Origin of the sequence: Nocardiopsis sp. RV163 (genome assembly GCF_001029525.1) — a bacterium.
Classification (GTDB): Bacteria; Actinomycetota; Actinomycetes; order Streptosporangiales; family Streptosporangiaceae; genus Nocardiopsis; species Nocardiopsis dassonvillei.
In genome coordinates, this window is the sequence record NZ_LEKI01000032.1 from 1 (window position 1) to 21,244 (window position 21,244).

The window sequence follows — 21,244 nt, forward strand, 5'->3', positions numbered from 1 at the left end:
CCCCCATCCCCTTCCCTCCCCGCTGGAGCAGACCGAAGATGCCGCAGCAGTCCGCGTCCCGTGCCACCGACCTGGTGGTCTTCGGGGGTACCGGCGACCTGTCCATGCGCAAACTCCTCCCCTCCCTGTACCTGCTGGACCGCGACGGCCACCTGGACGGGGGGACCCGCGTCGTCGCCGTCTCACGCGACGGCCTCACCGACGCCGACCTCAGGGACAAGGCCGCCTCCGCGGTCCGCGGCCACCACGCCGTCCAGGTCGCCGAGCCCGACGTGCTCCACCGGTTCCTGGAGCGCCTCTCCCACGTCACCGTGGACGTCGGCGGCGACCCCTCGGGCTGGGACGCCCTCACCGCCGCCCTCGGCCCCGGCCGCGACCGCGTCTTCTACCTCGCCGTCCCGCCGATGATCTCCGGCGCGATCTGCCGCGGCCTGAGCGGCGCCGGACTCGTCACCCCCGACTCCCGCGTGGTCATGGAGAAGCCCCTGGGCCGCGACCTGGCCTCCTCCCGCGCCGTCAACGACGCGGTGGGGGCGGTCTTCGACGAGTCGCGCATCTACCGCATCGACCACTACCTGGGCAAGGAGACGGTGCAGAACCTGCTGGTGCTGCGGTTCGCCAACGTCTTCCTCGAACCCCTGTGGAACTCCCGCTGGATCGACCACGTCCAGATCACCGCCGCCGAGACCGTCGGCGTCGGCGGGCGCCGGGGCTACTACGACACCTCCGGCGCCATGCGCGACATGGTCCAGAACCACCTGCTCCAACTGCTGTGCCTGACCGCCATGGAGCCCCCGGCCAGCTACGACCGCGACTCCGTCCGCGACGAGAAGCTCAAGGTCCTCCAGTCGCTGCGCCCCCTCACGGGGGACCGCGTCGCCGAGGACACCGTCCGGGGCCAGTACGGGCGCGGCTCCGTCCAGGGGTCGGAGGTGCTCGGCTACCTCGACGAGTCCGGCGGTCCCGCACTCAGCGACACCGAGACCTTCGTGGCACTGCGCGCCGAGGTGGCGAACTGGCGCTGGGCGGGGGTGCCCTTCTACCTGCGCACCGGCAAGCGCATGTCGCACTCCCGCTCGGAGATCGTCATCCGCTTCCGCGAGGTGCCGCACACGATCTTCCCCGGCACCAACCTGCCCGGCGCGGGCAGCCTCGTCATCCGGCTCCAGCCGGACGAGGGCATACACCTGACCATGCTGGCCAAGACGCCCGGCGCCGGAGCGCTGCGGCTGCGGCCCGCCCCGCTGGAGCTCAGCTTCGCCGACACGTTCGCCACACGCTCGCCCGAGGCCTACGAGCGGCTGCTGACGGACGTCCTGGCCGGTGACCCCACCCTCTTCATGCGCCGCGACGAGGTCGAGGCCGCCTGGCGCTGGGTGGATCCCGTCATCGAGGCGTGGAACGGCCTGAGCACCACCCCCGAGACCTATCCAGCCGGAAGCGCCGGCCCCGCGGGCGCGCACCGGCTCATCGGCCGAACAGGCCGTACGTGGTACGAAGAGGAGCGACCCCGATGACCGCGCACATCCCCGGCGACGCCGACACCGCAGGGTACGGACCCGCCGTCCACCCCGTCGTCGCAGACGTCACCCGGCGCCTCGCCGAACGCAGCGCCGACACCCGGTCCGCCTACCTGGCGCGGATCGACGCGGCTGCGGCCGAGGGCCCCGCCCGCTCCGCCCTGGGCTGCGCCAACCTCGCCCACGGGTTCGCGGCCTGCGGCGTCTCGGACAAGCTCAAGCTGTCCGGCGACGTCACGCCCAACCTGGCGATCGTCTCGGCCTACAACGACATGCTCTCCGCGCACCAGCCGCTGGAGTCCTACCCGGCCGTGATCAAGGCCGCCGTGGCCGAGGCGGGCGGCGTCGCCCAGTTCGCCGGGGGCGTGCCCGCCATGTGCGACGGCATCACGCAGGGCCGCGCGGGCATGGAGCTGTCCCTGTTCAGCCGGGACGTCATCGCGATGGCCACCGCCGTGGCCCTCTCCCACGACATGTTCGACGGCGCGCTGATGCTCGGCGTGTGCGACAAGATCGTGCCGGGCCTGCTGATCGGCGCCCTGTCCTTCGGCCACCTGCCGGTGGCCTTCGTGCCCGCCGGACCCATGCCCTCGGGCCTGCCGAACAAGGACAAGGCCCGCGTGCGCCAGCGCTTCGCCGAAGGCCAGGTGGGCCGCCGCGAGCTGCTCCAGGCCGAGTCCGCCGCCTACCACTCGCCCGGCACCTGCACCTTCTACGGCACCGCCAACTCCAACCAGATGCTCATGGAGGTCATGGGCCTGCACCTGGCCGGGGCCAGCTTCGAGCAGCCGGGCACCCCGCTGCGCGAGGCCCTGACCGCCGAGGCCGGGCGCAGCGTGCTCGCCCGCACCGCCCTGGGCGACTCCTACAACCCGGTCGGCCGCCAGGTCGACGAGCGGGCCGTCGTCAACGCCGTGGTCGCCCTGCTGGCCACCGGCGGCTCCAGCAACCACACCCTGCACCTGGTCGCCATCGCCCGCGCCGCCGGTATCGAGCTGACCTGGGACGACTTCGCGGACCTGTCCGAGGTGGTGCCGCTGCTCACCCGCATGTACCCCAACGGCGCCGCCGACGTGAACCAGTTCCACGAGGCGGGCGGCATGGCCCACCTGATCGGCTCCCTGCTGGACGCCGGACTGCTCCACGAGGACGTGCGCACCCTGATGGGCGAGGGCCTGGGCCGCTACCGCAAGGTCCCGAACCTGGATGGGGGCGAGCTGACCTGGATCGACGGCCCCGAGGAGAGCGGTGACACCTCCGTCCTGCGCGGTACGGACGACCCCTTCGCCCCCGACGGCGGCCTGCGCATGCTGTCGGGCAACCTGGGCCGCGCCGTCATCAAGGTGTCCGCGGTCGCGCCGGAGCGGCACGTGGTGGAGGCGCCCGCCCGCGTCTTCGGGGACCAGGCCGAACTCCAGGACGCGTTCACCGCCGGGGAGCTGACCGGCGACTTCGTCGCGGTGGTCCGCTTCCAGGGGCCGCGCGCCAACGGCATGCCCGAGCTGCACAAGCTCACGCCGCCGCTGGCCGTGCTCCAGGACCGGGGCCAGAAGGTGGCGCTGGTGACCGACGGCCGCATGTCGGGCGCCTCGGGCAAGGTGCCCGCCGCCATCCACGTCTCCCCCGAGGCCGAGGCGGGCGGCGCGCTGGCCTACGTCCGCGACGGCGACCCCATCCGCCTGGACGCCACCAAGGGCACACTGGAGGTGCTGGCCGACCTGACCGGCCGCGAACCCGCCCGTCCCAGCGCGGACTCCGCCACCGGCACCGGCCGGGAGCTCTTCGCGGCCCTGCGCGGCGCGGTCGGCCCCGCCGAGAGGGGCGCCGGGGTCTTCGGACCCTGACCCGCCGACCCGGGCGCGCCGGGGGACCGGCCCGGGTGCGCGCGGCGGACACCCGCCGCGCACGCCCCCGCCGCCGCGGTGCGCCCACCCCAGACCTTCGACCGACCCTGGAGAGACACGACATGACGACGAACCCCCGTTCGGGCGCCGACATCCTCGACCTGGCCCCGGTGATGCCGGTGGTGGTCGTCTCGGACGCCGACTCCGCGGTGCCGCTGGCCCGCGCGCTGGTGGCGGGCGGCCTGCCGGGCATCGAGGTGACCCTGCGGACCCCGGCCGCCCTGGAGGCCATCGCGCGGATCGCCGCCGAGGTGCCCGAGGCCGTGGTCGGCGCGGGCACCGTGGCTACCCCCGACCAGGCGGCCGCGGCCGCCGGAGCGGGAGCGCGCTTCCTGGTCAGCCCGGGGTGCACCGACCGGCTGGCGTCGGCCATGTCCGACACGGGCCTGCCCTTCCTGCCCGGCGTGGGCACCGTCTCCGAGGCCCTGGCGCTCCTGGAGCGCGGGGTGACGGAGATGAAGTTCTTCCCGGCCGAGGCCTCGGGCGGCGCGGCGTTCCTGAAGTCGCTGGCGGGCCCCCTGCCCCAGGTGCGGTTCTGCCCGACCGGCGGCATCACCGTCGCTTCGGCCCCCACCTACCTCGCGCTGCCCAACGTGGGCTGCGTGGGCGGTAGCTGGCTGACCCCGGCCGACCTGGTGGCGGCGGGGGAGTGGGAGCGGATCACCGGACTGGCCGCGGAGGCCGCCGCCCTGTAGCGCCGCCCACGCCCCGGTCCCGCCGATACCGGGGCGCCCGCTACTCGGAGTCGCCGAACCTGACCACCGTCAGCCAGACCAGCAGGACGCCCACGCCCGCCACGAGGGCGACCTCGGCCGCCCAGGGGATCTGCCAGCCGAACCAGGTGATGCCGGGGTTGAACAGCGCCTCGGTCTCCGGTGAGGTGTCCAGGTGGGCGAAGACCGCCTGGCGCATGGGGTCGAAGACGTAGGTGACGGGGTTGACCAGTGTGATCGCGGTCAGCCAGGAGGGGAGGTTTCCGATGGGGAACATGGCGCCCGACAGCAGGACCAGGGGCGAGATGACCAGTTGGGCCATCCCCATGAACGCCTCGCTGCCCCGGACCGAGATCGCGATCAGGACGCCCACAGCCGAAGCCGTCAGCGCCACGAGGAAGGTGAGCCCGAACAGGGTCAGCATCAGCCCCGGCGCGTAGGGCACCCCCGCCAGGCCGGCCACCGCCAGGATGATGCTGGCCTGGATGGTGGCCAGGACCGCGCCCGAGAGGATCTTGCCCAGGATCAGCGCGGAGCGCTTGGCCGGGGCGACGAGCATTCCGCGCAGGAAGCCGACCTCGCGGTCGGTGACGATGGTCGCCGCGGCCGACACCGCCGTCCCCATGACGGTCATGACGACCACGCCCGGGAACATCACGGCGGTCAGCGGGAGGTCGTCCTCGCCCCTCGGGATGAGGGAGCCGAAGCCCACCCCGATGACGAACAGCCACATCACCGACTGGAGCAGCATCGCCACGCCCCGGCTGACGTCGTGGACGAAGCGGAAGAGGTCGCGCTTGAGCACGACCCGGACCGTGCGCAGGTCGTGGCCCAACCCGAAGGGCGAGGTGGGGAGCGGGCGCCGTCGCGTGGCCGTCATCTGGTCCTTGTCCTTGCTCGTGGTGGTGGGGTGCCTGTCCGGGCGCCCGTCACTCGGTCCAGACCGGCGCGGAGCCGATCCCCACCGGGCCGCCCTCCCGCCGAGTCCGGCCCCCGGTGATGCGCGCGAGGAGCCGGGCCCCCGTCTGGAGCCAGTGGTCCCGGGAGACCGAGTAGTAGTGCAGGTCCCACAGCCGTCCCCGGAAGTAGACGTGGCCGGGGAGCGTCGCCTCCCTGGGCGTGGCGAACAGCGCCGAACCGAAGTGCATGAGGCTCGCGTCCGTGGTCAGCGCGTACACCTTCCTGATGTCGTCCCAGCGCGCGAACGCGTAGTTGACGAGGAGCATCATGGATTCGGCGCCGACCCCGGCGGCGAGTCCGTCCGGGTCCATGAAGATGCCGATCTTCACGTGTCCGGCCGGGCTGCGCTCGCGGACCGAGGCGAACCCCAGCACCTCGCCGCTTCCGGTGGCCTCGATCTGGAGCACGGTGACGTCGGAACCGTCCAGCGCCCTGAAGGACGACGCGAAGCTGTCCCGTGCCGGGAGCGTCTCGATCCCGAGCCTCAGCAGCAGTCGGTACAGCCCGAGGACGTTGTCCTCCCCGATGGGGCTGAACCGGACACGGGGGGTCTGGAGGTGGAGGGAGATCATCGCCGACTGCCCTGCCCTTTCCGTGGGACCGTCGGGCGTAGCAGCCCGGGGGAGGCCATCCTTGCACGCGCCCCCGGTTATGGGAGCGCTCCCATAGCGTGATCGGCGCGGGAGGGCGGAGAAAGCGCCCCGAACGTCCTCGCGTGAAAGCCCGCGAAAGGGCGCCGCGCGTCCGAGGGGGCCCACGGGCCCCGCGCGCGTAAACGTCCCGCCGGCGGGACGTGCGGTTCCACGCCTTTCCCTTGCGCCCCTGGAAACCCTTGTCTAGGTTCTGGCGCGTCCTGCCGGAAAAACATCCGAGAAAGGCGGAACCATGATCATTTCCGATGTCCTCTCCCTCCAGGCCCTGGGCGTGAGGTTGGAGGCGGAGGCCCTCCTCAACAGCGGTCTGAGCTATGTCGGCTGCAGCGGCGACGTCATCGTCAGGCCCGCCTGAGGCCGGGTGCGCCACGCGGAAGGGGTTCTGCGGATGATCCCACCAAAGGAGGAAGGGGGCTGTCCGGGCGGATGCGGGAACCTCTCTTTTGGGCGGTCCCGAGTTCTTCTATGTTCCTTTCGTGCCGGCACCCCCGTCCATTCTCTTCCGAGGAGGGAACATGACCCTTTCCGACGTTCTCGATCTGCAGCGTTTCGAGATCGCTGTCGACGAGAGCACCATGCTGAACAGCGGCCTCAGCCTCGTCGGATGCAGCGGTGACGTGATCGTCCGCCCCGCCTAGGCAGTGTTCTCCTGGACCTTCGCTCCGCTTCGGTCCGCGTTCGGGCGCCCGTATCCGGCGCATCCAGAATCCGGTGGGCGCCCGAACCGACCCCCACGAGCTGAGACCGGTTCGAGGAACGGAGCCCAGGCCCCCGACGGGAGCGCCGCGGAGGCGTCCTCCTCGGCGGCGCTCCCCCCGACGTCCGGCCGGGCGCGACGGCCCGGCCCGCGAGAGGTCGTGTCCGATGATCTTCCCCCACACCGGCTCCGCCGACGCCGTGCTCGACCCCACCGACACCAGGAGGGGCGGCGGGGTCTACGACGAACTCGCCGGGCACGGCGTGGCCGGAGTGCCCGGACGCGAGGTGTTCGAGGCCCTGTGGCCGGGCGCGTACGACCAGGTCGGCGCGCAGTTCCTCGTGCGCGTCCCGGGATCCGGGCGCGTCGCGGGCTACGCCTCCCTGCACGGGTTCAACTTCCAGGCGCGCCACGGCTGCTGCTCCCTGGCGGCGGACGAGGCGGTCCTGGGGCCGCGGGGCGCCACCGACGCCCACGCGCTCACCGTCAACTACGCGTTCTCCATGTGGAACCTCAGGAAGCTCTACCTGTGGACCCTGGAGGAGGACCCCTCCGCGTTGCGCCGCACCGGGGCCGAGGTCCGGCTGGAGGGCTCCCTGCCCGAGTACGTGCTCGTCGGGGGCGCACTGCGCACGGCCCGCGTCTTCGCGGTCTACCGGGACGCGTGGGAGCGGACCGGGACCGGCTTCGTCGACGGGCGCGTCGGCGGGGCGGACCCCGCGTGAGGGTCCCCGCCCGCTGGACCGGTGCGCCCGCGTCCGCGCGCCCGACACGGGGCGCCCTACGTACGGAGGACTGTTGGAGAACACGCCGGTGAACGGCTCCGGCCCGCGGGCCATGGTCCGCGCGCGCGGACTGACCAAGCGCTTCGGCGAGGTCGAGGCCGTCAGGGGGGTGGACCTGGACGTGGCCCCCGGGGAGCTGTTCGGTCTCCTCGGGCCCAACGGAGCGGGCAAGTCCACGCTGATCGGCATGCTCTCGACCCTGGTCACACCGACCTCCGGAACGGGCTCGATCGCGGGTTTCGACATCGTCCGGGAGCGGCCCGACGTGCGCCGCAGCATCGGCCTGGTGTTCCAGGAACAGACCCTCGACCGCTACCTGACGGGTTGGTACAACCTCAGGTTCCACGCGGAGATCTACGGAGTGCCCCCGGGGAGGTCGACGAGAGGGTCTCCCGGGCACTGCGGGACGTGGGCCTGTGGGAGGAGCGGGAGAGGCTGGCGGGCACCTACTCCGGCGGTATGCGGCGGCGGCTGGAGATCGCCAGGGGGCTGCTGCACGGCCCGCGCCTGCTGTTCCTGGACGAGCCGACCGCCGGGCTCGACCCCCGCTCCAGGGAGGCCATCTGGGACCGGGTCAGGGAGCTCGACGAGCGCGAGGGCGTCACCGTGCTCATGACCACGCACTACCTGGAGGAGGCGGAGAACTGCGGCCGCATCGCCATCATCGACGGCGGTGGGATCGTCACGGTCGGCAGCCCCGCCGAACTCAAGGCGGGGATCGGGCGGGACCGCGTGGAGATCGTCGCGCGCGACCCCGGGGCGCTCTGCGAGCGGCTCCGGTCGATCCTGGACACGGCCCCGGTGGTCGAGGGCGACACCGTCTGGTTCACGGTGGCCGACGGGCGCCGGTTCGTCCCCCGCCTGTTCGCCGAGACGGACACCGAGATCACGTCGGTTCAGGTCAGGTCGCCCTCGTTGGACGACGTCTTCCTCGCCCACACCGGCCGGGGCATCAACACCCCCGCGGAGGAACGCGGCGAGGGGGCCGAACCCTCCGTCGAAGGGGCCGGGCGGTGACCTCTCCCCTACGATGACGGCATGGCTGAGGTAAGCGCGCGCGACGGCTCGTGGTCCTTCGACGGCGCGGCCGTGTGGATCACACCGGGCCGCAGGTCCCACCGACTGCGCCGTGCCCGGCAACGCCCGCCTGGTCGAGTACGTGCCCCTGCACGCCCTGGCCCCCACCTGCGCCGCCATGGTCGACCACGGGGGGTGGGGGACCGTGCTCACGGGACTGGACGCGGGCGTGCCGCAGGTCATCGTCCCCAGTTGGTTCGACGCCCCGATGCTCGCCGACATGCTCGCCGCGCGGGACGCGGCTGTCGCCGTCCCCCACCGGACCATGACCGCCGGGGACGTCAGCACGGCGGTCTCCCGGCTGCTGGAGGACCCTGTCCTGGCCCGGGGCGCCGCGCGCGTGCGCGACGAGATGCGCGCGATGCCCTCGCCGTCCGACCTCGCCGACGCGCTCGTCCGCCGGGTGAGGGGCTGACGCCCGGCGCGCACGCGCTCAGACCGGGGAGCGGGCGGCGGCCCCGCGGACGCGTTCGACCAGGCCGGCGAGGGCCAGGACCGGCGCCGTGTCCACGGCCGCCCGCCCCCGCACGCCGTCCGCGAACGCCGCCAACAGGTTGCGGAACTGGTGGTCGGCCTCCAGGGACAGGTCCTCGGCCCCCTCGTCCGTGCGCAGCTCCAGGGCGGGACGCAGCGTCTCGGGCGGTGTGAAGGCCCGGTCCAGCCGCAGGCTCCCCTTCTCCCCCCAGACGGTGTAGGTGTTGCGGTAGTGCATCCCGAAGCCGAACCCGAGCTGCACCGACACCCCGCCCGGACCCGAGAGCAGCACCGAACCCCGCGCGTCCACCCCCGTGTCCGGATCGTGGTCCAGGAAGCCGCCGCGTACGCGCAGGCCGTCGCCCAACAGGAACTGCGCCAGGCCCAGCGGGTACACGCCCACGTCGAGCAGCGCGCCGCCGCCCAGCGCCGGGTCGTGCCTTATGTCCCCCGGCGCGCGCGCCGGCACGCCGAACTCGCACATCAGCGCGCGTGCGCGCCCCACCGCGCCGCCTTCCAGCAGCCGCCTCAGCTCGTGGTGCTGGGAGTGGTGCCGGAACGCGAAGTTCTCCATGACGGTCAGGCCGCGCCGACCGGCCTCGGTGACCAGCTCGGCCGAGGTCCGCTCGCCGACGGTCAGGGGCTTCTCGGACAGGACGTGGAGCCCGGCCTCCAGTGCCCGGCCCACCCATTCGTGCCGCAGCCCCACCGGGAGCGGCATGTACACGGCGTCCAGGTCCGGGCGCGCGAGCAGGTCGGCGTAGCCGGTGACGGCCTCGCAGCCGAAGCGCTCGGCGAACCCGCGCGCCTTGGCGGGGTCGCGGCTGGCCACGGCGACGAGCTCCACCGAGGGCGTCACCGCCACGGCGGGCAGGACGCGCCTCCAGGCGATGTCGGCGCAGCCGATCAGCCCGAGCCGTACCGGCGCTCCCGTACCCCCGAGCGTCGAGGACACACGACCTCCCTCGTGTCGACCGCTGCCGAGGCACCGGTGGCGGCGGCAGCCTGCCACGGACTCGGCGCGGCCATACTGCCAGAGCCGCGGCGGGCGGGGGCGCCGCCGCCCGCGCAGGAGCGGCAGCGGGTCCGCTCCCCCCTCCTGAAGGGGGTGGTGCCGTGCGGCGCTTCCCCTATTCTTTCGGCGCTGTACCCGGGCCCGGAGGCCGGGAGGGTCCGGTGTCCGCGGAAGCGGTCGGAGGGGTCCGCTCCCGTCCGGACCGCGAGCCCAGGAGGGAGGTACCACGCATGGCGACGAGTGACGAGGCGGCGGCTGTTCTCGATGCGGTCCGCGACCACCACCGGTCCACCCGCACCCAACGCGAGTTCGTTCCGGGTGTGACGGAGATCTGGCCCTCCGGGGCGGTCCTGGACGAGGAGGACAGGGTGGCCCTGGTCGCGGCCGCCCTCGACATGCGCATCGCGGCGGGCCCCAGCGCACGCCGGTTCGAGTCCGCGTTCGCCCGCAGGCTCGGTAGGCGCAAGGCCCACCTCACGAACTCCGGCTCCTCGGCCAACCTGCTCGCGCTGTCCTCCCTGACCTCGCACCTGCTGGAGGACCAGCGGCTGCGCCCCGGCGACGAGGTCGTCACCGTCGCCGCCGGGTTCCCGACGACCGTCAACCCGATCCTCCAGAACGGGCTCGTACCCGTGTTCGTGGACATCGAACTGCGCACTTACAACACCACGGTCGAAAGGGTGGAACGGGCCATCGGCCCGCGTACCCGGGCGATCATGATCGCCCACGCGCTGGGCAACCCGTTCGAGGCGCGGGAGATGGCGCGCCTGGCCGAGGAGCGCGACCTGTTCCTGATCGAGGACAACTGCGACGCCGTGGGCTCCCTCCACGACGGGCGGGTGACGGGCTCCTTCGGCGACCTGTCGACGGTCAGCTTCTACCCGGCGCACCACCTCACCATGGGCGAGGGCGGCTGCGTGCTCACGTCCAACCTCATGCTGGCCCGTGTGGTGGAGTCCATGCGCGACTGGGGGCGGGACTGCTGGTGCGAGCCCGGTGAAAGCGACACCTGCCGCAAGCGCTTCAGCTACCAGCTCGGGACGCTGCCCTCCGGCTACGACCACAAGTACACGTTCTCCCACGTGGGCTACAACCTGAAGGCGACCGACCTCCAGGCGGCGCTCGGGCTGAGCCAGCTCGACAAGCTCGACTCCTTCGGCGAGGCCCGGCGCCGCAACTGGCGCAGGATGAGGGAGGGCCTGGACGGGCTTCCGGGCCTGATCCTGCCGGAGGCCACACCCAACAGCGATCCGAGCTGGTTCGGCTTCGTGGTCACCGTGGACCCCGGGGCTCCGTTCGACCGGGCCGAGCTGGTCCACTTCCTGGAGTCCCGGCGGATCGGTACCCGCCTGCTCTTCGCGGGCAACCTGACCCGGCACCCCGCCTACCTGGACCGGCCGCACCGCGTGTCCGGAGACCTGGAGAACAGCGACATCGCCACGGAGCGGACCTTCTGGACCGGGGTCTACCCCGGGCTCACGGACGAGATGATCGACTACGTGGTCTCCTCGATCACCGAGTTCGTCAAGGAACGGCACAGGGGCGTCCTCTGACACGGTTTCCGGTCCCCGGCCGCCGTCTCGGCGGTCGGGGTTTTCATTTTCTCGGGTTATTTTTACGTCTTTCTGCTGTTATCCGGGCTTTCCGCCTCAGGTCGGCGTGCCTCCTCCCCGGGGCGGAGGCACGGGGCCGCGCGGCCCCGGCCACCGGCGACGGCGCAGCAGTCGCCGTGCCGGGTGGGTCAGGAAGAAACGCAGGTGGAAGCGGGTCCGTTTCCCGGATCGCGGGCATTCGCGGCCCTCCTTCGGGTGGGGTCCTCCTTTGCGCGACCCCCGCACCCGGGGACGGGAGGGTGTCCCGCGGAAGGCCGCGGCCCCGTCCTGAAGGATGAGGGGAAAATGGTCCGCGTGAATGAAGACCGCGGCGCGGTCGGAGCCTAATGTGTATTTCACAACAGGCGTTACCGACAAAACGGTCGCCGTGTTTCGAGAAAGGCATTCCCATGGCCGTTTCCGCCAGCAACCGCCCCGAGATCAACCTCGACGTCGACGCCGAGACCTTCGAGACCCCGGGCTCGGGCCAGTCCGTCGAGAACAGCGGCGCCGAGGCCCCCGGTCCGATCACCTTCGGCACCACCTGCTGGGGCACCCCCTGCCCGAGCGCCAACACCGTCTCCTGCTAGGTCGTGCTCCTCGGAGCGTTTCGGGCTCGCGACCAACGGACTGCCTCCCGCCGCGCCGGTCCCGCTCGGAAAGCCAACCAGGCTGACCCGCGCGAACCGTCTTGCGAGAGATCGCCCGGACGGCCGCTCGCCGATCCGAAAGCCTCCGCGGAACACTTCCCGGGGATCGGACCGTAGTCCCCACAGAGGCCGTGGACGGCATCCGGCCGTCCGTGAGGTGGAACCCCGTCCCTGAACCACCGCGGCCCGGCACGACCAGACCCGGGGCGGCGGCCGCTCGGCGACCGCCGCCCCGCGGCACATCCACAGGTGTTCTCCGTCCCTTCCGCGAGCGCGGCGCCGCGGGCGCGGACCCGGCCGAGGAGGCAGCCCCCATGCACGAAGACACAGCGCAGGACCGCGAGGAGACGCCGCCGGACGCCGCGCCGCCGCTGGGCCTGCTGGAGTACCTCGACCTGACCGAGGGCCGACCCGTCCGGGACAAGCGCGACACCGCCTTCGCCTCGGCACTGCTCGCCGAGCGGCTGGGCTACAGCCGCGTCTGGCTGCCCGAGCACCACGCCTCCGGCGTGCCCAGCACCAACCCGCTGCTGCTGGCCGCCGTCCTGGGCAGCCACACCCGGCGCGTGCGCGTGGGCACCGCCGTCACGCTGTCCAGGATCCGCGACCCCCACCTGACCGCCGAGGACGTCGCCGCCGCCGCGCACTTCTGCCCCGACCGCCTCGACGTCGGGTTCGGCCGGGGCGACGTGAGCGGGGGAGCGGCCGAGGACCTGGCCCACCTGCGAGAACGCGGCCAGGACGTGGGCGCCGTCGTCGACGCGACCGTCGCCCTCCTGCGCGGGGGCTCCGAATGGGTCGATCCGGTCGACACCGGGTTCCAGCTCTGGTCGCACGGAGCCGGCAACCGCTCCGCCGAGATCGCGGCCAGGACCGGAACCCACTACTGCCACGCCCTGTTCTTCAACACCGACGTGGACGCCTGCGTCAGCACGCTCAGGGCCTACCGCGCGGCGTACCCCGGCGGGCGCACGGCCGTGGCCCTGGCCCTGGTCGCCAACGACGACCCCGCCACGGCGCGCGCCGACAGCCTGCGCCAGGGCGTGCGGGTCAACTGCGCGGGCACGGCCGACCAGTGCGCCGAAGCCGTGCACCGCGTCCTGGCCATCACCGGCGCCGACGAGGCGGTCGTCACCGAGCTGTCCAGCGATCCCCAGGACCACCTGCGCGCGGTGGAGGAGGTCTTCGCCGCCGTGCGCCGCCGCGCGGCGTACCCCGCCGGGGGCGCGGCCCTTCCCGGCGGCGACACCTCAGGCGGCGCCGCCGCACCCACCGGCCACCCGGCGCCCGTCGGCGGGCCCCTCCCCGCCGAGGCCGCCGCCACGGGGAGCGGTGCCCGGTGAGCGGGCCGGACTTCGGCCTGGTCCGCGTACCCCTGCTCAGCGTCGAGGAGTCCGCCCGCATGGTCGCCGCGGGAGACGTCCACGACCCCGTCGCCGCCATGGCCGTCGACCTGGCCGCCGACCCACACCTGCGCACCGCGTCCGCGTCCGAGGAGCGGGCCCGCACCACCCTGCTGCGCTACCTCGCGCGCATGGGCGGGCGCGCCACCCCCTACGGGCTGTTCGCCGGAACCGCGCCGCTGACGGTCGGGGACAGCCGCGATCTGGAGGCCGACAGGCGCGACCGGCACCGCGTGCGGGTGCGCGTGGACGTGCGCGCGCTGGAGGAGACGGTCGCCGAAGCCCTCGCCGAAGCCGACCCCGACCGCGTCCCCCTGCGCCTCAACCCCCTGGCCGGCGTCGGCCCCTCCGCCGTGCGCTTCGCCGCTCCGGGTGACGCGACCGCGGCCGTGGTGAGCGTGCGGCGCACCGAGGCCATCGACACCGCCCTGGAGGTCCTCGGCGGCGCCGAGACGAGCGCCGCCGACCTCGCCGACGCGCTCGCCGAGCGGCTGCCCGGCGTGGGGCCCGACCGCCTGCGCGCCTTCGTGCGCGGCCTGCGGGACAGGGGCCTGCTCCAGCCCTCCGACGGCCTGATCGCCCCCGGCGACGAGCCCGCCGACCGGGCCGTACGCCTCCTGGACGCCGTCGGCGACCGCGACCGGGCCGCCGCCGTTCGCGTCCTGCTGGCCGACGCGGCCGGGGAGCGCCCCTTCGAGCCGGGGCTGCGCGACCGGCTCGACACCGCCTGGGACCGCGCCGCCGACCACGCGCCCGCCCTGGCCCGGACCAAGTACGCCGAACGCTTCGACCTGCACCCCGAACTCGCCATGCGCGCCGCCAGCCTGGACCGGCGCACCGTCGCCGACCTGCGCTCCGCCGTGCGCCGCCTCGCCTCCCTCTCCTCCCCCGGCGGCGGCCCCGGCTTCGACATGCCCTCCTTCCGCGCCGCCTTCGCCCAGCGCTTCGAGGACGCCGAGGTGCCGCTGCTGAGCGCGCTGGACCTGGAGTCGGGAGTGCTCCGGCCCGCCGGGCGCGGCGCCTCCGACCTCGCGGCCAGGGCGGGCCTGCGCACCGGTTCCCGCCCCGCCGAGTCCACCGTCGAGCCCGAGCTGCTCGACCTGCTCGGACGCTGGACAGCCGACGGCGGCCACCTCGGCGGCGGCTCCGTGGACATCGCCCACCTGCCCGAGGCCGACACCGACGGCTCCCGCGCGCTGCTGGCCGTCCTGCTCGGCGACGCCGACCCGGCCTCCCACGACGGACCGCACAGCATGCTCGTCGGCGGGGTCGGCCGCGCCCCCCACGCCCTGGCGGCCAGGTTCGGCCTCCACCGCCCCGCCGTGGCCGACCGCGTCCGGGAGCAGGTGGACCGCGCCCGCGAGCGGCACCGCGCCGAGGACGCGGCGGAGGAGCCCCTCCACGCCGAACTCGTCTACCACCCGGGCGGACGCATCGGCAACGTCCTGTTGCGCCCCCGGGTGCTGGACGAGACCATCGCCCTGACCGGAGCCCACGCGGGCACCCTGCACCTGGACCGGTTGCTCCTGCGCCTGTGCCCGGACGGATTCCGGCTGCGCGACTCCCGTACCGGCCGCCCCGTCCTCGTGGAGCTCAACACCGCCCACAACGTCGACTTCCACGGTCTGGACCCGGTCTACGCGGTGCTGGGCCACCTGGCCACGTCCGGGGGAGCGGGCTGGTCATGGGGTCCGCTGGCCCGTCTGCCCCACCTGCCGCGCGTCACCTGCGGCCGGGTCGTGGTCAGCCCCGAGCGCTGGCTGCTGCGCCCCGGGGACGTCGCCGCGGTCCTGTCCGCGCGCTCCCCGGCCGCCGCGCTGCGAGACCGCCTGCCCGACCTGGGCGGGCGCACCTGGGTGGGCACCGGCGAGTACGACCACGTGCTCCCCGTGGACCTGCGCGAGGACGCCTCGGTGCGCGCCGCCCTGGCGCGCGCCGGAGACCGCGACACCGCCTTCGTGGAGATGCCCCAGGCCGAGGCGCCCGCCGTGCGCGGCCCCGGCGGGGGCCACGTCGCCGAGGTGGTCGTGCCCACCGGGCCCGTCCTGCGCGAGCCGCCCGGCCCCGGCCCGGGCACGGCCCTCCTGGACCGCGGCCACGGCCGGGCCTGGGTCTACGCGCGCCTGTACTGCGGGCACGCCACCGCCGACCAGGTGGTGTCGCGCGCCCACCGGCTCTCCACGGACCTGCGCGCCGCCGGGGAGGCCGACCAGTGGTTCTTCCTCCGCTACCAGGACGGGGACGGCTACCACGTGCGGGTGCGCGTCCGCCCGGCCGAACCCGCCGCGCGGCCCGGCGTGCTCACCGCCGTGGACGCCCTCGGAGCCCGGCTGGCCGCCGAAGGTCTGGTCAGCAGGGTCGTCCTGGACGAGTACGTGCCCGAGGTGGCGCGCTACGGCGGTACCGATGGCCTGCGGGCGGCCGAGGGGCTGTTCACCGCCTCCAGCGACCGCGTCGCCGCCGCGCTGCCGGACCTGGCCGACGAGTCCGCCCGCCTCTACCGGGCCGTCGCCGACGTCACACACTGGTGCACCGAGCTGTTCGCCGCCTTCGACGAGCGCGACGAGTTCCTGCGCGCGTGCCAGGGCGGCCTGGGGGTGTCCCCCACCCGCGAGGGCAACCGCCTCGGCAAGTTCGCCCGCGCGCACGATTCCGCCCTGCGCGCCCACGTCGGGGGGGTCCGCCCCGACGAGGACGTGGCCAAGGCCCTGGGCGAGCTGGCCGCCGCTCTGGAGCCCGGGACCGGGACCCGCGGCCGGTGGTCGGTGTTCGGGTCGGCGCTGCACCTGCACCTGAACCGGACCTTCGCCTTCGACGCGGTGCGCATGGAGTACCTGGCGCACGAACTCGCCCGGCGCCACCTGCGCCGCCTGCACGCACTGGAGGGCAAGAAGCGATGAACGAAGCTGACACGCTGGACCTGGCGCGGCGGTTCCTGGCCGACATGGACGCCCATGTGCGCGAGAACCCCACGTTCCCGCTGCTGCTGGACCAGGCCGTGGCCCGGATGGAGTTCACCCGCGCCCTCGGTGAGGACCACCGCGCGGAGGACGCCTTCCACGGGGCGATGGGCCTGCTGCGCTCCGGCGGCGGCACCGGCCCCTGGCTCTACCGGGGCGCCGCCCAGGCCGGGTGGACCGCGCTCCGGCTCGCCCGGGAGCGCGGCACCGAGCCGTCCGGACTGGGCGCCGTGGACGACGCCGTCCTGCGGTGGATCGCCGACTACCCAGCCGAGGGCGAGGTCGACCTGCCCATGGGTGTGCTGGGCCTGGGCGCCTACGCCCTGGCCCACCCCGACGCCGGGTTCCGCGACAAGGCCACCTCCGGCGTCCTGGACGTGGTCGAGGAGCGCGCCGAACGCGACGGCGACGGCCTGTTCCTGCGTCTGGGCGACTCACCGGCGCGCCGCGCCGACCAGTCCGCGGGCTGCCGGGTGCTCGGCGCCGCCCACGGCACCGCCGGACTGGTGTCCTACCTCGCCTCGGCCGCCGGTACGGCCGCCGCCCCGCGCGCACGCCCGCTGCTCGACGAATCCGTGCGCTGGCTGCGCGCCCAGCGCGGCGACTTCTCCCACGCCGTCTTCCCGCACCGCGTCGAGACGCGCTACACGCCCGCCCGCGCCACCTGGTGCTCGGGGGACCCCGGCATCGCCCTGGCCCTGACCGCGGCCGCCGGGGTCACCGGGGACCCGCGCGACGCCGACCTGGCCCGCGCCACCGCCCTGGCGGTCGCCACCCGGCCCGAGCGGGACTGCGGGATCACTGACGGGTGCGTGTGCCACGGCGCCGCCGGACTGGTCTGGTTCGGCCGCCGCGCCCACGACGACCACGGCCTCCCCGAGGGGCTGGAGTGCGTCCGGCGCTGGACCGGCTGGCTCGCCGAGCGGCGCGCCGGGGGCCCGCTGACCTACTTCAACCCCGCCGGGATGATCCGCGACGCCTCCTTCCTCGAAGGGGACGCGGGAGTGGCCCTGGCACTGCTGTACGCGGCCACCGGGGCGCGGCCCGCGTGGGAGCAGCTCGTCCTGGCACGCCCCGTCACACCGGAGGTCTGATGCCCGGCTCCCCGCCGACCGAAGCGCCCGCCGCCCGGGGCCGCCACTGGGTCCTGCGGCTGCTGTCCGCCTGCCGCCGCCACCCGGGGCTGGCCGCGGGGGTGGCCGCGGCGGCCGTCCTGGGAACCGGGCTGACCGCCCTGGCGCCGCTGGCCGCCCAGATCGCCGTGGACGACGCGGTCCAGGGGCGCACGGACCGGATCGGCGTGCTCGCCCTCGCCCTGCTGGGAGCCGCCGCGCTCCAGTTCGCCGGGGCGTTCGCCCGCCAGTTCCTGTCCGGCAAGCTCGCCCTGGGCGTCCAGCACGACCTGCGCACGGCCGTGTTCGACTCGGTGCAGCGGCTCGACGGCGGCAAACAGGACACCCTGCGCACCGGCCAGGTGATGTCGCGCGCCAACACGGACCTGCAACTGGTCCAGGGGCTGCTGGCCACCGCGCCGCAGGCACTGGGCGGCCTCGTGCTCATCGTGTTCGCCTTCTCCGCGATGCTGTGGCTCTCCCCCGTGCTCACCGTCGTGGCCGCGGCCGTCGTGGCCTCCTTCGTCGTGGTGACGGCGCGGGTCAGCAGGCGCATGCCGCCCGCGACCATGGCCGTGCAGCGCCGCGCCGCCGAGATCGCCCAGCACGTCGAGGAGACCGTGACCGGCGTCCGCGTCGTCAAGGCCTTCGGGCAGGAGGAGCGCGAGACCCGGCGCCTGGCCGACCTCGCCGCCCGCCTGTTCGGCGAGCGCATGCGGGTGGCCCGCATGCAGGCGGCCCCCAGCGCCACCCTCGGCGTGCTGCCCTACCTCGGCCAGGCCGCGGTGCTGGTGGCGGGCGCGTGGCTGGTCGCGCGCGGCGAGGTGTCCCTGGGCGCCCTCGTCGCCTTCTCGGGGTACATGGTCACCCTCACCGCGCCGTCGGCGTCCCTGTCCAACCTGGTCATGAGCGCCCAGCTCGTGCGGCCCGCGGCCCTGCGCGTGTTCGACCTCGCCGACTCCCGCCCCGACGTCACCGACGCGCCCGACGCCGCCGACGTGCCCGAGGGGCCGGTCGGCGTGGAACTGGACGGCGTGCGCTTCGGCTACACCCGCGACTCCACCGTGCTCGACGGGCTGTCCCTGCGCGTGCGGCCGGGCGAGACCCTGGCGCTGGTCGGCCCCGCCGGGTCGGGCAAGTCCACCGTCTCGCTGCTGCTGCCCCGCTTCTACGACACCACCGGCGGCGCCGTGCGGATCGGCCCTCCCGGCGGCGCGGTGGACGTGCGCTCGCTGCGCCTGCGCTCACTGCGCGCCGCGGTCGGCGTGGCCTTCGAGGAACCCTTCCTGTTCTCCGGCTCCGTCGCCGACAACATCGCTTACGGGCGCCCGCACGCCACCCGGGAGCAGGTCCGCGCGGCGGCCCGCGCCGCCGGTGCCGACGGCTTCGTCCGCGCGCTCCCCGACGGCTACGACACCCCCGTGGGCGAGCGCGGCCTGACCCTGTCCGGCGGCCAGCGCCAACGCGTGGCTCTGGCCCGCACGCTCATGGGCGACCCCCGCGTCCTGGTGCTCGACGACGCGACCTCGGCCGTGGACGCCGCCACCGAGGCCGCCATGGTCGCCACGCTCGCCGACGTCACCGCCGACCGCACCGTCCTGCTCGTGGCCCACCGCAGGTCCACCCTCGCCCTCGCCGACCGGATCGCGGTGCTCGACGGCGGCCGGGTGGTGGACGTGGGCACCGAGGCGGAACTGACCCGGCGCTGCCCGCTCTTCGCGCGGCTGTGCGCCGGGGACGGGGGCGGCGTCGAGGAAGTCGAGGAACCCGCCCCGGCATCCGAGGGCGGCGGCTCCCCCCTGTGGCCCGAACCCTTGCCGGAGGCGACCGACCCCGACGAGGCAGCGCTGCCCGCCGCCGACGACCGTCCCGCCGGGCGCCTGGACCGCACGCCGCCGGAGGAGCCCGGAGCGCGCTTCGGCGTCCGACGGGTGCTGGCCCCCGTCCGGGCCCTGCTGGCGCTCGCCGTCCTGCTGGTCCTGGCCGACGCCCTGGCCACCACCGCCCTGCCCGTGGTACTGCGCTGGGGCCTCGACCGGGGCGTCGCCCCCGGCGACGCGGGCGCGGTCGCGGCCGCGGGCGCGGCGGCCCTGGCCCTGGTGGCGGTCAACTGGTGGGTCCTGGCCCTCCAGCCCCGCGTGGTCACCCGGACCGGGGAGAGCGCCCTGTACGCCCTGCGCCTGCGCGTCTTCCGGCACCTGCACCGGCTCGGCGTGGACTTCCACGAGCGCGAACGCGGCGGCGGGACCATGACCCGCATGACCACCGACGTCACCGCGCTGTCCACGTTCGTGGAGAGCGGGCTGACCATCGTCGTGGTCAACGGCGCCACCGTGCTGGGGATGGTCGCGGCGATGCTGGTGCTGGACCCGGGCCTGGCCCTGGTCGCCCTGGCGGTCCTGCCGGTGCTGCTCGCCGCGACCCTGTACTTCCGCCGCTGCGTGTCGCTGGCCTACCACCTGTCCCGGGAACGGATCGGGGAGGTCAACGCCGACCTCCAGGAACAGGTGGCGGGGGCGCGCGAGTCCCAGGCGGCCGGGGCCGAGGACGGCGCGAGCGAGCGCTTCGCCGCCCTGTCCGACCGCTACCGCAGGAGCCGGCTGACCGCTCAGCGCCACATCGCCCTGTACTTCCCGTTCGTCACCCTGCTCGGGGACGTGTCCACCGCCGCCGTCCTCGGGGCGGGCGCGTACCGGGTGGCGGAGGGCACCCTGTCGGTGGGCGTCCTGACCGCGTTCCTGCTCTACCTGGGGATGTTCTACGCCCCGTTCCAGCAGTTGTCGGTGGTCTTCGACAGCTACCAGCAGGCGCGCGTGGGCGTGGACCGCATCGGCGGACTGCTGCGCACGCCGCCCACCGCCGCGGCCTCCCGGCGCGCGGTCCCCGCACCGGTCCGGCGGGGCGGCGGCCGGGTGCGCCTGGAGGGGGTCGGCTTCACCTACCCCGGCGCGGGCGGGCCCGCCCTGGCCGACGTCACCCTGTCCGCCGACCCGGGCGAGACAGTGGCGCTGGTCGGCGAGACCGGCGCCGGGAAGTCCACCGTGGTCAGGCTCATCGCCCGCTTCCACGACCCCGACCGGGGAGCGGTCCTGGTGGACGGGACGGACGTGCGCGACCTCGACCCGGCCGAGCACCGGCGCAGACTCGGAGTGGTCCCCCAGGAACCCCACCTGTTCAGCGGGACCGTCGCCGACAACGTGCGCTACGGGCGCCCCGGGGCCGACGACCGCGAGGTGGAGGAGGCCGTGCGCGCCGTCGGCGCCCTGGGCGCCGTGGCGGCCCTGCCACGGGGGATGCGCCATCCGGTCGGCGAGCGCGGGCGCGGCCTGTCCACCGGACAGCGCCAGCTCGTCGCGCTGGCGCGGGCGCAGCTCGTGGACCCCGACGTGCTGCTGCTGGACGAGCCCTCCGCGGGGTTGGACCCGGGCACCGAGCGCGCCGTGCTGACGGCGATGGACCGCCTGTCCCGGGGGAGGACGACCTTCGTGGTCACCCACAGCCTGGCGACGGCCGCCCGCGCGGACCGGATCGCGGTACTCGACGGGGGGAGGGTGGTCGAGACCGGCACGCACGGGGAGCTGTCGGCCTCGGGGGGCGCCTACGCCCGCCTGCGGCGGAGCAGCGGGGCGGGGCCGGTGCCGGTCTGAGGCCGGGCGGCCCCGACCGGCGCGGACGCCCCGCCACCCCGGACCCCCGTTCGCACGGCCCGGGGCCAGGACCGGCGCGGGT

The 21,244-nt window shown here is 74.6% G+C and carries 17 protein-coding genes; 14 read left to right on the forward strand and 3 right to left on the reverse strand.

Annotated features, from left to right (window positions below; all coding sequences use genetic code 11):
• Positions 1-38: 38 nt before the first annotated feature.
• The 3 genes from zwf (at position 39) to eda (ending at position 4,119) form a co-directional block, all read left to right on the forward strand.
• The gene (gene zwf / locus ABD54_RS08535; RefSeq protein ID WP_047868892.1) at positions 39-1,517 is read left to right on the forward strand and encodes a glucose-6-phosphate dehydrogenase; all 1,479 of its coding nucleotides are present in this window, start codon (positions 39-41) and stop codon (positions 1,515-1,517) included.
• Positions 1,514-3,364 (forward strand): phosphogluconate dehydratase, encoded by a 1,851-nt coding sequence (gene edd / locus ABD54_RS08540; protein ID WP_047868893.1) that lies wholly within the window; start codon positions 1,514-1,516, stop codon positions 3,362-3,364. The genes zwf and edd overlap by 4 nt, the downstream gene beginning before the upstream one ends.
• Before the next feature lie 122 nt (positions 3,365-3,486).
• On the forward strand, positions 3,487-4,119 hold the full coding sequence (gene eda, locus ABD54_RS08545) for a bifunctional 4-hydroxy-2-oxoglutarate aldolase/2-dehydro-3-deoxy-phosphogluconate aldolase (RefSeq protein ID WP_047868894.1): 633 nt from the start codon (positions 3,487-3,489) through the stop codon (positions 4,117-4,119).
• Between the two features lie 40 nt (positions 4,120-4,159).
• Here eda and ABD54_RS08550 read toward each other — a convergent pair whose 3' ends face one another.
• Positions 4,160-5,017, reverse strand: a complete 858-nt coding sequence (locus ABD54_RS08550) for an ABC transporter permease (protein ID WP_047868895.1) — start codon at positions 5,015-5,017, stop codon at positions 4,160-4,162.
• Positions 5,018-5,066: 49 nt separating this feature from the next.
• The gene (locus ABD54_RS08555; RefSeq protein ID WP_047868896.1) at positions 5,067-5,669 is read right to left on the reverse strand and encodes a GNAT family N-acetyltransferase; all 603 of its coding nucleotides are present in this window, start codon (positions 5,667-5,669) and stop codon (positions 5,067-5,069) included.
• Between the two features lie 313 nt (positions 5,670-5,982).
• Here ABD54_RS08555 and ABD54_RS27825 point away from each other — a divergent pair, with 313 nt between their 5' ends.
• The 5 genes from ABD54_RS27825 (at position 5,983) to ABD54_RS08570 (ending at position 8,724) form a co-directional block, all read left to right on the forward strand.
• Positions 5,983-6,105, forward strand: coding sequence for a SapB/AmfS family lantipeptide (locus tag ABD54_RS27825; RefSeq protein ID WP_152692021.1), 123 nt, complete (start codon positions 5,983-5,985; stop codon positions 6,103-6,105).
• Positions 6,106-6,265: 160 nt separating this feature from the next.
• Positions 6,266-6,388, forward strand: a complete 123-nt coding sequence (locus tag ABD54_RS27830) for a SapB/AmfS family lantipeptide (RefSeq protein WP_152692022.1) — start codon at positions 6,266-6,268, stop codon at positions 6,386-6,388.
• Between the two features lie 226 nt (positions 6,389-6,614).
• Complete coding sequence (locus ABD54_RS08560; RefSeq protein ID WP_047868897.1) at positions 6,615-7,172, forward strand: GNAT family protein; 558 nt, start codon at positions 6,615-6,617, stop codon at positions 7,170-7,172.
• Between the two features lie 21 nt (positions 7,173-7,193).
• The gene (locus ABD54_RS29575) at positions 7,194-8,249 is read left to right on the forward strand and encodes an ATP-binding cassette domain-containing protein (RefSeq protein WP_394324536.1); all 1,056 of its coding nucleotides are present in this window, start codon (positions 7,194-7,196) and stop codon (positions 8,247-8,249) included.
• A 112-nt stretch (positions 8,250-8,361) separates the two neighbouring features.
• Positions 8,362-8,724: a nucleotide disphospho-sugar-binding domain-containing protein gene (locus ABD54_RS08570; RefSeq protein WP_047868898.1), complete on the forward strand. Its 363-nt coding sequence runs from the start codon at positions 8,362-8,364 to the stop codon at positions 8,722-8,724.
• Positions 8,725-8,742: 18 nt separating this feature from the next.
• On the opposite strand, the gene ABD54_RS08575 is transcribed toward ABD54_RS08570, so the two are convergent.
• Positions 8,743-9,738: a Gfo/Idh/MocA family protein gene (locus ABD54_RS08575; protein ID WP_047868899.1), complete on the reverse strand. Its 996-nt coding sequence runs from the start codon at positions 9,736-9,738 to the stop codon at positions 8,743-8,745.
• Between the two features lie 290 nt (positions 9,739-10,028).
• Between ABD54_RS08575 and rfbH the strand changes: the two genes are divergently transcribed.
• From rfbH to ABD54_RS08605, 6 genes are all read left to right on the forward strand, one after another.
• A complete protein-coding gene (gene rfbH, locus ABD54_RS08580) occupies positions 10,029-11,351 on the forward strand; it encodes a lipopolysaccharide biosynthesis protein RfbH (protein ID WP_047868900.1) in 1,323 nt (440 codons plus the stop codon).
• 449 nt (positions 11,352-11,800) lie between these two features.
• Positions 11,801-11,980, forward strand: a complete 180-nt coding sequence (locus ABD54_RS08585; protein ID WP_017562790.1) for a hypothetical protein — start codon at positions 11,801-11,803, stop codon at positions 11,978-11,980.
• Between the two features lie 374 nt (positions 11,981-12,354).
• Positions 12,355-13,383: an LLM class flavin-dependent oxidoreductase gene (locus tag ABD54_RS08590; protein ID WP_047868901.1), complete on the forward strand. Its 1,029-nt coding sequence runs from the start codon at positions 12,355-12,357 to the stop codon at positions 13,381-13,383.
• The gene (locus ABD54_RS08595) at positions 13,380-16,343 is read left to right on the forward strand and encodes a lantibiotic dehydratase (protein WP_047868902.1); all 2,964 of its coding nucleotides are present in this window, start codon (positions 13,380-13,382) and stop codon (positions 16,341-16,343) included. The genes ABD54_RS08590 and ABD54_RS08595 overlap by 4 nt, the downstream gene beginning before the upstream one ends.
• Positions 16,340-17,497 (forward strand): lanthionine synthetase C family protein, encoded by a 1,158-nt coding sequence (locus tag ABD54_RS08600; RefSeq protein WP_047868903.1) that lies wholly within the window; start codon positions 16,340-16,342, stop codon positions 17,495-17,497. Before ABD54_RS08595 ends, ABD54_RS08600 begins: the two co-directional genes overlap by 4 nt.
• Complete coding sequence (locus ABD54_RS08605) at positions 17,497-21,162, forward strand: ABC transporter ATP-binding protein (RefSeq protein ID WP_047868904.1); 3,666 nt, start codon at positions 17,497-17,499, stop codon at positions 21,160-21,162. Before ABD54_RS08600 ends, ABD54_RS08605 begins: the two co-directional genes overlap by 1 nt.
• Positions 21,163-21,244 lie beyond the last annotated feature (82 nt).